Raw genomic sequence first — 11964 nt, 5'->3', positions numbered from 1 at the left:
CGGCGCCTGCGGCGGGTTCGGAGCCCTCGGCCCTCCCGGGGCGGCAGGCTGGTTCGGCTGGTTCGGCTGGTTCGGCTGGTTCGGCTGGTTCGGCTGGTTCGGCGGGCTCGACGGGTTCGGCGGGCTCGGCTGGCTCGACGGGCTCGACGGGTTCGACGGGCTCGGGTCGTCCGACTGCCACGGAGCCCGAGGCGGACCCGGCCCCCACCGACCCCTCGGCGGCCGTCCCGGGGCTCCCCGGGCTTCCCGTGCCCATGGACCCTCCGGCCGTCCCGGCGTCCCCGGCCCTCCCGGACGTCACCCCGCCGGAGGTGTCCGCGGCAGCCCTCTCGGAGGGCGGGCCCCTGTCGGCCGCGCGTGCCCTCGGAGCGTCGCTGCGCTCCCGGCTCGCGGGCCGTGTGCACGACGAGGCGGGCGTCCCGGACATCCCGGCCGTGCCTGCGGACCTCTTGGCCGCGGCTGCTCAGGAAACCCCGGCCACGGACGCCGCCGACTCCCGCGCCGGCGCCGACGGCAGGCCCGGTACCGACGGCAGGCCCGGCGCCGACGACAGGCCCGGTACCGGTCAGGGACCCAGCACCGTCGAGGGCGACGGCACCGCTCCCGCCCACCCGGTGACCACGAGCCCCCCGCCCCCCTCCGCGCCCGGCGCTTCCCGCACCGGTTCCCCGGCCTCCGTTCCCGGCGGGGAGGCCGCGCCCCCCTCGCCGGAGGCGCCCGCGGCCTCCCCGTCACCCCCCGCGGCAGCCGCTCCCACCGTCTCCCCGACCGCTCCCCGGCCTCCCGCCGCCCCGCCCTCCCCGACGGCCCCCCGCCCTCCGGCCGCGTCACCCCCCGACCCCGACCCCGACCCCGTGCGCCCCGTCCTCCCGGCGAAGCCGGTGGCCCCCCGTCCCGTCGTACGTCCTACGGCGGTGGAGGACGACGTGGCGGGGCGGCCGTGTCCCGCCTGCGGTACGCCCAACCCGCCCGGGCGCCGGTTCTGCCGGCGCTGTGCGGCCGAGCTGAGGCCCGCCGAGAAGCCCGCCCCGCTGCCGTGGTGGCGGACGGTGTGGCCGTTCCGGCGCCGGACCCGGGCCGGCTCGGGCTCGGCGTTCCGGTTCTTCGTGATCCTGGCCGTGGTGCTGGCGCTGTGCGCGGCCGGTTTCCTGCTGCTGCCCGCCGGACGGGCCCTGATCGAGGACACCCGGGACAAACTGGGCAAGGCCACGCCCGTGACCCCGGCGGACGTCGAGGCGAGCGGCGCGGTGCCCGGACATCCGGCCAGGGACACCACGGACGGGCTGAACAACCGCTACTGGGGCGCGCCCGGACCGGGTGCCTCGGTGACCTACACCTTCCGCAAGCCGTTCCGCCTGGTCGACCTGATCATCACCAACGGGGCGTCCACGTCCCCCGAGAAGTACGCCCGCCAGGCACGCGCGCTCCAGGTGGACCTGGAGGTGACGGCGGAGGACGGCACGAAGCACGACAAGGTGATCACCCTCAGCGACAAGCCGGGCCCGCAGACGATCCCCACCGGCATCAGCGACGCGAAGACGGTACGTCTGACACTGAGCTCACCCGTCGGCCTGACCTCGGGACGCCATCTGGCCCTGGCGGAGGTGGAGTTCTTCCAGCGGAGCTGACGACGCGCCGCCCGGGCCCTCATCTGTACCTTCGGCGTACGGGAGTCGACGCGCCAGTGGAGCGGAAACGGCGAGTGGAAGGGGAGTCGGGCAAGACCCCTCGCCCCCTCCCGCCACTGGCTACGTTGATGACGTGCGGACACAGCAGCAGTCAGGGGACGGCAGGACCAGCGCCTCCGAGCAGGCGGACCGGACGCCCCGCACCGAGCGCCCGCCCGCTCCCGGCGTCGCCGCCCCGCACCATCTGTTCTCCCTCCAGCGGGCCGTCGGCAACGCGGCCACCTCACGGGCGGTGCGACGGACCCGAACCGCGAACGCCCGCCCCGCGTTGCAGGACATCGAGGAGCGCACCGAGACGGGCTTCGTGCTGCCGTCGTACCTGATGAGCCTCCAGGCGGGCGGCCTCTCCTCGTCGTACGGGCCGACCGGCCACGAGTTCGTCCGGCACGCGGTCTCCGCGGTCGTCGGGCACGCCGACGGCACGGTCGCCGAGCTCGCCGGCGAACTGGCCGGCCGTCCGGAGAGCTTCTTCGGGCAGGGCCGCGCCTTCGCCGTCCAGGGCCGCACCGGCAAGGAGTGGTACGACGTCACCGTCACGATCCGCCGGGCCCCGGACGACAGGCCGCCCGTCTTCCAGCCCGAGGCCCTGCTGACCGACGCCTCGCCGGGCACCGACGGGGCGCCGCAGGCCGTGCTGGAGCACCCCGAGGGCAAGGACACCAAGCTCGACATCCACCACAACTCCGCCGCGACCGTGGGCTCTTCGATCGGAAGCTCGGCCGGCAAGGGCGCCGGAGGTCTCGCCTTCGGGCTCGCGCCCGTCGCCCCGGGACTGTGGCTCGGCGGCGCCGGCACCGTCAACGCCCAGCCCTGGCAGTCCTCCCGCGAGTCCCGCCGGCAGACGAACGTGGCCGAACCGCGCGTGCTGCGCAGCGACAAGGGCACGGTCGAGGTGGAGCGCAAGGTGCGCTACGAGGTGCGCATCCACCAGCACGGCACCGAGGACACGCAGACCTTCGGGGACTCCGGCACCCTCACCCAGCGCGTGCCGACCGAGCACCTGGTCCCGGTCGGCACCGAGGCGCCCGCCCCGCCCCGGCCGGTGACCGCGGCCACCTCCCGCGACGTCTCGCTCTCCGACTCCCTGGCCCCGGTCGCGGTGGCCGACGGGGCCGCCCCGCACCAGGGCGGCGGCGGGCTCTTCGACGCCGTCGCCTCCGTGCTGCACCCCGCGCTCACCGCGCCCGGCGCGCCCGGCCGCAGCCGGCTGTACTCGGTGACCTCCACGGCGACCGTCCTGGAGGACCTGCCCCGGCTGCTGCGGGACGGCGTGGTCGGCGAGGACCTGTACTCCAAGGACGGCAAGACGGCGGGCAGTTACCGGCTGAGCGCCGCGGTCACCGGTCTCTCCCCGGCCTGGGGCACCGGCAGGACACAGCTGCGCACGCACCAGCACGGCCAGACGTCGGTCGCGGAGGGCGCGGGCAAGGGGCGGTCGGTCCAGGCGGGCCTGGGCCCGGCGATCGGCGTCGGGGCGGTCGCGGGCGCGGCCGTCGTACGGGGCACCGCCATGCCGGTCGCCGCCGCCCGCAAGGCGCGCTTCACCGTGGCCGAGCAGAGCGTCGCCGGCCGGCAGGGCGCGGAGGTCCGGGGCGAGAAAGCGCTCTACCTCGGGACCGTGAGGTTCACCGCGGAGGGCACGGGCCCCCGCTCCGCGCAGCACATCCTGCGCCCCGGGACCCGGGTCGCCGTGCACACGATGAACGTGTGGATCAGTCTGCGGGCCGACGAGGCACGGTCCTACGGGCTGCCGCTGCCGCCCGGCATGACGGCCGAGGACTTCGTCAGGAAGCCGAGGACGACCGACGAGAACGGCGACGAGCAGGACGTCGAGCGTCATCTTCCCTACGGCGGCAAGGGCGCCGGTGTCGCGCTGAGCCGGCTCGACACCGGCCCCATGCTGCGGGCCGTCCGGGAGATGTTCGCCACCGACCCCCGGCTGGCGGGCTACCTCCCCGCGTTCGGCACCACCGCGCCCGCCCCCGACACCGGCGCCGACGACGCCGAGGCCCAACGGCGCAACTTCCGCGAGCTGACGGTCGCCCTCTCGGAGACCAACCTCCGGGTCAACAAGGACCAGCTGCTGACCACCGGCATCCGGGTACGGCTGCGCCGCAAGACGACCATGCACTCCCACGACGTGCAGATCCTCGTCAAGGGCGAGCTGAGCGGCACCGAGTACGAGGGGGACATCAAGGACTGGTCGGTGCGCAGCCACGCGACCGTCGCCGCGGGCGCGCAGAGCGGGCGCAGCAGCTCGCGTTCGATCGGCGGTCTGGTCCTCGGCCAGGCCCGGCTGGTCCCCGGCATCCTGACCGGTTCGGCCCGCTACGAGAAGCACAGCGCCGGCTCGCACCGCAACCAGGCCGGCACCACCGGCCGTACGGACGTCGTCGCCAACGGCTCCGACACGGCCAGCGCCTTCCGGGCGGCCCTGCGCCTCGACGTGGAGGCCACCATGACCTCCCGGCCCCGCAAGCTGGCCCGCGGCCTCACCCCCGGCGCCCCGGGCCGGGACGTGCCGGAGCCCGAGACCCTGACGTACATGAACCTCGGCAGCCAGGACGTACGGCTGCTCACCCCGGCCGAGTTCACGCTCGACGAGGACGGGAAGAACCGGCTGGACGCCCTCACGGCGGCCCGGCCGGACGCCGCACCCGCCACCGCCGTCGCCGCCGAGGGCATCGGCGACCTGGCCTCGCTCGACCCGTCGCAGGGTGCCGGAACCGCCCTGCGGGACTGGCAGCTGGTGGAGACCCTCGACGGGCAGCCCGTCCGGGACCTCGCCTTCGCGCTGCTGTCCAGGGCCGCCGCCCGCAACAAACGGATGCGCGAGGACCCGGCGCTGGCGACGGAAGGGCTCGCACCGCGGCTGGCGATCGAGGAACGGCTGGGCGAACGGTCGATCCAGTCGGCGCTGCGGCAGGCCGCGTCCTCCGGCTGGGTCGTGAAGAACCTCCGCTACCCGCGCCGCCTCGCGGCCCTCAACGGCGCGGTCGGCACCCGGCTCGCGCTGGCCAACCCGAGGTTCGTGCACCGGGGCGCGGGCCCGGGCACCGAGACCTTCGTGCTCGGCGGCCACCAGTCCGCCGGACAGTCGGGCCAGGGCACCACCAGCACGGTGCAGTTCGGCGCCACCGGCTTCGAGAACGGCAGCACCTGGCTGGCCGCCCAGGGCCTGTCGGGGTTCCGCACCACGAGCGAGGGCGACGCGCAGTCGTACGCCCTGTCCGGCACGGTCGAACGCAACGCGCACACCCCGAAGAAGGCCCCGCTGTACCTGCTCCAGTGCGATCTGCGGGTCGCCATGGTCGCGGAGGTGAAGGTCACCGGCGGCGGCCCGTACGTGGCGACGGGTTCCCGGCTCCTGCCGGGTGCGGCGGGGGTGTGGGTGACGGAGGCGCAGCTGCCCGCGGAGATACGGCGGGAGCTGGGTCTGGACGCGCCCGAACCGGCCGCGGCCGCGGGGGACGGGAGCGACGCGGAGAGCTTCCACACGGCCGCGGAGAGTTTCCGTACCGCCTCCGAACCGGCCTCGGCCGCGGGGGACGGGAGCGACGTGGAGAGTTTCCACACCGCCCCCGTCATCCCGACGCCGGCCCGCGAACTGCCGCTCGGGTTCGGCATGATCGAGGACCTGCCCAGCTTCGTACCGCTGCTCGCCGCGCTGCGCGCCCGCCTCGTCGAGCGCCGGCAGCAGGACCTCGCCGACACCCTGCTGCCCCGACGGCAGCTCGACGACCGCAACGACAACGTGCAGCGCCTGCTGCGCGTCCTGGACCGGGACGGTTCCGCAGGACTGCTGGCCGGCGCCATGGACGGCGGGGTCACCGTCGAGCTGTTCGACGGCCGCAAGACCCCTTACTGGGCGGTCTTCAAGGTCGAACGGGCGGGGGACGGGGATTACCTGGGCGAGGCGAGCGACAAGCGGGACATGGAGTACATCACCTCGGCCGTCGCCCAGCAGTCCGCCTCCCACGACGAGAGCACCACGACCGGCGCCGAGGGCATCCTCGCGGCCTCGGGCAAACCCGACGGCGGGACGGGACAGTTGAAGAGCACGGGCGGGGCGGCGGGCCTCGGCCTCTCGTCCAGTGCGTCGAAGCGCAGCGGGACCGCGAGCAGGGGCCAGCTCGGCATGAAGACCGTCGCGGACGCGAGCACGGCGGCGGTGGCGAGGATGCGCATGCCGATCCGGGCGAGACTCGAACTGTACCGGGGCAACACCCGGGTGGACTTCGCCCTGCTGGACCGCCTGACGCTGACCCACCGCATCCTGCGCACGGACCTGGACGCCCTCTCCCACGCCCGGCTTCCGGCCGCGGACGTGCCGCTCGTGAACCAGGGCGCGCACGCCCCCGCCCGGGAGGACGCCCCGGCCGACCCGGGCCGCTGGCGCGCGAGCGGGGCACGGCTGCCGATGGAGGCGCAGGTCAACGGCTTCCAGGGCGCCCCGCAGGTACGGCAGGTGCTGATGTCCGCGATCCGGCAGGCGGGCGGCGGCAACCGCTTCGGCGACAAGGGGCAGGCCGCCGCGTACGCCTTGAACGAGGCCGTCTCCACCGAGTGGATGATCGCCGCCCTGCCGCTGCTCGCCTCCGCCGGGGTCGAGCTGCCGCCGGTGCACGCCACCGGCGCGGAGGGCCGGAACCTCCGTGCCTCCCTGCACGCGCGGCTGCGCGACGGCCGGGTGCTGGGCGTCGGCGACAAGATGTCCTTCGAGACGATCGGCCAGAGCCACTTGGAGGCACTGCGCCCCACTCAGACGGACGGCCAGAGCTCCGCCGACCACAGCCGCGCGGCCCGTCCCGTGGCCGGCGCGGGGGTCCTGAACGCCAACCAGTTCCGCCTCAACCAGCTGATGGGGAACACGGGCGGTTCGGGCGGCACGTCCGACGCCACGGCGAACGCCTCCGGCTCGATGCCGGTGCACAAGCCGAAGACGAAGTCGGTCCTCGTCCAGTTCACGCTGGACGTCAGGGCGGTCGCCCAGGTCACCAACCGGGTCCGCACCTCCCGCACGGACACGGCGGTACGCGAGACGACCCTCTCCCGTCCGGTCGTCATCCGCATGCCGGAGCCCGCGGCCCGCGCGATGCTGACCGGCCGGCCCACCCACGTCAGGGACGACGACAACCACCTGGGCCTCCGCCCGGTGATGGCACCCCCTCCGGCCTGAGCCGGGCCTTCTCCTCATCGGAACTCGTCGGAGAGAAGCCAAAGCAACGGCCGGGGCCGCCACCCCCCACAGGAGAGGCCCCGGCCGTCGCGCGGCACGGGCCGCGCGGCGACCCGTACTTCCTACAGCGCCATGAGTGCGTTTTCTGTCACACCCTCCTGTGTCACGGGTTAGTTGCATCTTGGACCGACATGGACGGGAAGGGGATTCAGGCCGTAACGTGCCATTCGCGCCAGGCCGCGACGGACACATGACCACGAACCGCCCGCGGCTGAAGATCGCAACCACCGATTGAGTAACCACGACGGCGAGAACCCGGTCCGCGAGAGCGGCGCCGGTTTAGGCGCAAAGAGGGTGCGCGTGTGCTGGGGGACGACGCGGAGCTGACCGCCGCGGTGCGTGCGGCACAGGACGGGGACGAGACCGCGTTCCGGACCGTGTACCGCGCCGTGCACCCGCGGCTGCTGGGATACGTACGGACACTGGTCGGCGAGCCCGACGCCGAGGACGTGACGTCCGAGGCGTGGCTGCAGATCGCCCGTGACCTGGAGCGGTTCACCGGCGACGCGGACCGGTTCCGCGGCTGGGCCGCCCGTATCGCCCGCAACCGCGCGCTGGACCACATACGCATGCGCGGACGCCGCCCCGCGATCGGCGGCGACGAGACCGAACTGACCGGGCGGGCCGCCGAGTCGGACACCGCCGGCGAGGCCATCGAGGCGCTGGCCACGGACGGCGCGTTCTCCCTCATATCCCGGCTGCCGCAGGACCAGGCCGAGGCCGTCGTCCTGCGCGTGGTCGTGGGCCTCGACGCCAAGTCCGCCGCCGAGACACTGGGCAAACGACCAGGTGCCGTACGGACGGCCGCGCACCGGGGTCTGAAACGCCTGGCCGAGCTGATCGGCGGCGATCCGGAAGCCCGACCGGAATCCGCCGGGGTGCTCGACGCCCTCCCTCCCCAGAGAGAACCGCGCCGTCGTACGGTGACGTCCGCGAGTGTCACGCAGATGCGAACGCGGACGCAGAAGGACATGTGATGGCCGACGAGCAGCACAGGTGGCTGGACCGCGGGACCGCGGAGCGCTTACTGAGCGGAGAGCCCCCGGAAACCGCCGATCCCGTCGCCCGTGACCAGGCCCGACGGCTCGCCGGAACGCTGCGCGCGCTCTCCTCGCCACCCTCTCCGGGTGGCGAGGAACTCCCCGGAGAGGCGGCCGCCCTGGCCGCCTTCCGCATGTCGCGCGAGGAACGGGAGGAGCGGGCCGAGGCGGCCCACGGTGCGGGCCGGCCGACCGGAACGCCATCCTCCGACATCGGACCGATCCGTATCGGTGCCCCGCGCGGTGCTCGTTCCGGAACCGCGGACGGGCCCCGGCGGGGGCGTCCCCTGCACCTCGGGCTGGCCGCCGCGCTGGTCGCCGGCATGGCCGGGGGCGTCGCGGTCCTGGCCGGAACCGGAGTCCTGTCCCCGCCCGACGGCTCCCGGTCCGAACCGGCGGCCTCCGTCACGGCCACCGGCACGCACCCCGGACGCCCGTCGGCGTCCCCTCCGCCGAAGGGCGGCGCACCGGGCGGGGTCACGCCCGGGGGCCGGCATTCCGAGAGTGCCGCCGGCAGGGCCGAGGGCGGAGTGGGTGCCGCCGGGGACGCCGACGGGTCCCGCACACCGGGGAAGCCCGATGCGGACACCGGTGACGGCGCGGCCCCTTCCGGCCGCGGCGGGAAGCAGATCGCCGCGGCCTGCCGCGCGTGGCGCGACGGCAAGGCACTGAACAGCGAGCGCGAGCACCTTCTCGAGGACGCGGCGGGCGGCTCCTCGCGCGTCGGCCCGTACTGCGAGGGCGTGCTGTCCACGTCGGACACGTCCGGTGCGTCCGGTGCGTCCGGCACCGACGAGGGGGCCCACCAGGGCGACGGCGGCGAGAGGGCCGACGGCGAGAGCAAGGGGCAGGGGCAGGGACAGGGGCAGGGACAGGAGCAGGGGCAAGGCCAGGGCCAGGGCCAGGGCCAGGACCAGGGCAACGGAGGCAGCAGCGCCAAGAAGGGCGACAGCGGCAACAACGACAACAGCGGCAACAGCGGCAAGGGCGGCGAGAAGAACCCGTGAAACCGCCCCTGAGCTGCCTTTTTGTTGACCGCTGATTTTTCCTCCCCGGCAGGTGTGACACTTTCGGCCCTCGTGGCGCAGTAATGAGTGAGCCGACTGGTCATCGGCTGTCGCACGGAGCCGGGGTTCCCCCCGTACCCACGGCTCGTGCACCCCGGCGCGGGCGGGACACGTTCCCCCGGTCCCGCCCGCGCCCCTTCTCACCAGTGCACGACGACCTTGTCGCCGCTGCGCACCTGCCCGTACAGCCGGGCGATCGCCCCCTCGTCCCGTACGTTGACGCAGCCGTGCGAGGCACCGGCGTATCCCCGCGCGGCGAAGTCGGCCGAGAAGTGCACGGCCTGGCCGCCGCTGAAGAACATGGCGTACGGCATGGGCGAGTCGTAGAGCGTGGACACGTGGTGCCGGGACTTCCAGTAGACGTGGAAGACCCCCTCACGGGTCGGCGTGTACTCGGAACCGAAGCGCACCGGCATCGTCGACACCGTCCGCCCGTCGATCATCCAGCGCAGGGTGCGGCTCGACTTGCTGATGCACAACGCGCGGCCGGTCGCGCAGCGCGGGTCGGGCACGTCGGCCGGCTGGCCGCCCATCAGATACAGCTCCCACCTGCCCGGTTCGCGCGTCATGCCGAGCAGCCGCTGCCAGGTGACGGAGTCGGTCACCCCGGTCCTCGGCAGTCCGCGCCTGCCCTGGAAGCCCCGGACCGCCTCCGCCGTCAGGTCGTCGTACGTCCCCGTCGGTCCGTGGAAGATCCAGGCGACCTGCCGCAGCCGGGCCTGGAGTTCGCGTATGTCGCGCCCGGAATCACCGGGGGACCACAGCACGCGCGGCGCCGGGGCGCCGGGACGGGAGGACTTCTCGCCGTCATCCGGAGCCGGCGACTCCGGGGCCGGCCCGGAGGGCGTCGGCGCGGAGGGCGTCCGGCTCGGCACCTCGATACGCACCGGCGACCCGCGCTCCCCGTCCGCCCCGGCGGGCTGCACCGTGCAGCCGGCCGCACACGCCGTCAGGGCGGCCAGCGCGGCGAGACCCGTGATCCCTTTCCTCCCCATGCCCCTCCTGCGCACACCGGCCCCCGTCGTCTCACCGGCCGCCGCCCGGCCGTCACCCGAGATGTTCCCCGGACATGACCGCCGACGAACAAGGGGGCATGGTGGTGAGTGTCCGGAAGACGACCGCCGAGGTGGTGCTGTGAGCGGGGTCCCGCCGAGGCTGTGAGGAAGGTCCCAGTGTGCGCCCCTTCACCGGACCGCACACGCGCCGCTACAGTCCGTCGAAGGTTCGTCGGCCTGTATGGACGAGTAAGTGACGGGCACCGGGCGAGCAAGTCGAGCAACGCCGCTCAGCGGGAGGCATCACACCATGGCGCGCGAGTCGGGCAGTGCCCGGTCCACCGAGAGCGGACTGCCCATCGAACCGGTCTACGGGCCACAGGCTCTCGAGGGCTGGGACCCGGCCGGGAAGCTGGGCGAGCCGGGGGCGTACCCCTTCACCCGGGGCGTGTACCCGACGATGTACACCGGACGGCCCTGGACGATGCGCCAGTACGCCGGTTTCGGCACGGCGACGGAGTCCAACGCCCGCTACAAGCAGCTCATCGCCAACGGCACGATGGGCCTGTCGGTCGCCTTCGACCTGCCCACCCAGATGGGCCACGACTCCGACGCCCCGATCGCGCACGGCGAGGTCGGCAAGGTGGGCGTCGCCATCGACTCGGTCGACGACATGCGGGTGCTGTTCGGCGGCATCCCGCTGGACAAGGTCTCCACGTCGATGACGATCAACGCCCCCGCCGCCCTGCTGCTGCTCCTCTACCAACTGGTCGCCGAGGAGCAGGGCGTTCCGGCGGACAAGCTCACCGGCACGATCCAGAACGACGTGCTGAAGGAGTACATCGCGCGGGGCACGTACATCTTCCCGCCCAAGCCCTCCCTGCGGCTGATCGCCGACATCTTCAAGTACTGCAGGGCCGAGATCCCCAGGTGGAACACGATCTCGATCTCCGGCTACCACATGGCCGAGGCGGGCGCCTCCCCGGCGCAGGAGATCGCGTTCACCCTCGCCGACGGCATCGAGTACGTGCGCACGGCGGTCGCGGCCGGCATGGACGTCGACGACTTCGCACCCCGCCTGTCGTTCTTCTTCGTCGCGCGTACGACGATCCTGGAGGAGGTCGCCAAGTTCCGCGCGGCCCGCAGGATCTGGGCCCGGGTGATGAAGGAGGAGTTCGGCGCGAAGAACCCCAAGTCGCTGATGCTGCGCTTCCACACGCAGACGGCCGGGGTGCAGCTGACGGCCCAGCAGCCCGAGGTGAACCTGGTGCGCGTCGCCGTCCAGGGCCTGGGCGCGGTGCTCGGCGGCACCCAGTCGCTGCACACCAACTCCTTCGACGAGGCGATCGCGCTGCCGACCGACAAGTCCGCCCGCCTCGCCCTGCGTACCCAGCAGGTCCTCGCCTACGAGACGGACGTGACCGCGACCGTCGACCCCTTCGCCGGCTCCTACGTCATCGAGAGGATGACCGACGACGTCGAGGCCGCGGCGCTGGAGCTGATGCGGAAGGTCGAGGACCTCGGCGGCGCCGTCAACGCCATCGAGCACGGCTTCCAGAAGAACGAGATCGAGCGCTCCGCCTACCGCATCGCCCAGGAGACCGACTCCGGCGAACGCGTCGTCGTCGGCGTCAACCGCTTCCAGCTCGACGCCGAGGAACCCTACGAGCCGCTCCGCGTCGACCCCGCCATCGAGGCCCAGCAGGCCGAACGCCTGGCGAAGCTCCGCGCGGAGCGCGACCAGCAGGCGGTCGACTCCGCCCTGATCGCCCTGAAGAAGGCCGCCGAGGGCGAGGACAACGTCCTCTACCCGATGAAGGACGCCCTGAAGGCCCGCGCGACGGTGGGCGAGGTGTGCAACGCGCTGCGGGAGGTCTGGGGGACGTATGTGCCCTCGGACGCCTTCTGATGTGGGGCATTAGCCCGTACGGATGA

6 protein-coding genes are annotated in these 11964 nt (G+C 73.7%); 5 read left to right on the top strand and 1 reads right to left on the bottom strand.

All coding sequences use genetic code 11. The features are described 5' to 3' along the window. The first annotated feature begins 254 nt into the window (after positions 1 to 254). From ACFXAE_RS01580 to ACFXAE_RS01565, 4 genes are all read left to right on the top strand, one after another. Positions 255 to 1628 (top strand): NADase-type glycan-binding domain-containing protein, encoded by a 1374-nt coding sequence (locus tag ACFXAE_RS01580; RefSeq protein WP_384706524.1) that lies wholly within the window; start codon positions 255 to 257, stop codon positions 1626 to 1628. A gap of 133 nt (positions 1629 to 1761) precedes the next feature. Continuing rightward, positions 1762 to 6867: a hypothetical protein gene (locus ACFXAE_RS01575; RefSeq protein WP_384706522.1), complete on the top strand. Its 5106-nt coding sequence runs from the start codon at positions 1762 to 1764 to the stop codon at positions 6865 to 6867. Between the two features lie 362 nt (positions 6868 to 7229). Beyond that, positions 7230 to 7904 (top strand): RNA polymerase sigma factor, encoded by a 675-nt coding sequence (locus ACFXAE_RS01570; protein ID WP_384706520.1) that lies wholly within the window; start codon positions 7230 to 7232, stop codon positions 7902 to 7904. Beyond that, a complete protein-coding gene (locus tag ACFXAE_RS01565) occupies positions 7904 to 8974 on the top strand; it encodes a hypothetical protein (RefSeq protein ID WP_384706518.1) in 1071 nt (356 codons plus the stop codon). The genes ACFXAE_RS01570 and ACFXAE_RS01565 overlap by 1 nt, the downstream gene beginning before the upstream one ends. A gap of 200 nt (positions 8975 to 9174) precedes the next feature. Here ACFXAE_RS01565 and ACFXAE_RS01560 read toward each other — a convergent pair whose 3' ends face one another. Further along, on the bottom strand, positions 9175 to 10029 hold the full coding sequence (locus tag ACFXAE_RS01560) for a L,D-transpeptidase family protein (RefSeq protein ID WP_384706516.1): 855 nt from the start codon (positions 10027 to 10029) through the stop codon (positions 9175 to 9177). 310 nt (positions 10030 to 10339) lie between these two features. Between ACFXAE_RS01560 and ACFXAE_RS01555 the strand changes: the two genes are divergently transcribed. Continuing rightward, positions 10340 to 11938 (top strand): methylmalonyl-CoA mutase, encoded by a 1599-nt coding sequence (locus ACFXAE_RS01555; RefSeq protein ID WP_384706514.1) that lies wholly within the window; start codon positions 10340 to 10342, stop codon positions 11936 to 11938. The last annotated feature ends 26 nt before the right edge of the window (positions 11939 to 11964 follow it).

This window comes from Streptomyces sp. NPDC059454 (genome assembly GCF_042749965.1).
Lineage (GTDB): Bacteria > Actinomycetota > Actinomycetes > Streptomycetales > Streptomycetaceae > Streptomyces.
This window is presented reverse-complemented; position numbering and strand designations above follow the sequence as displayed.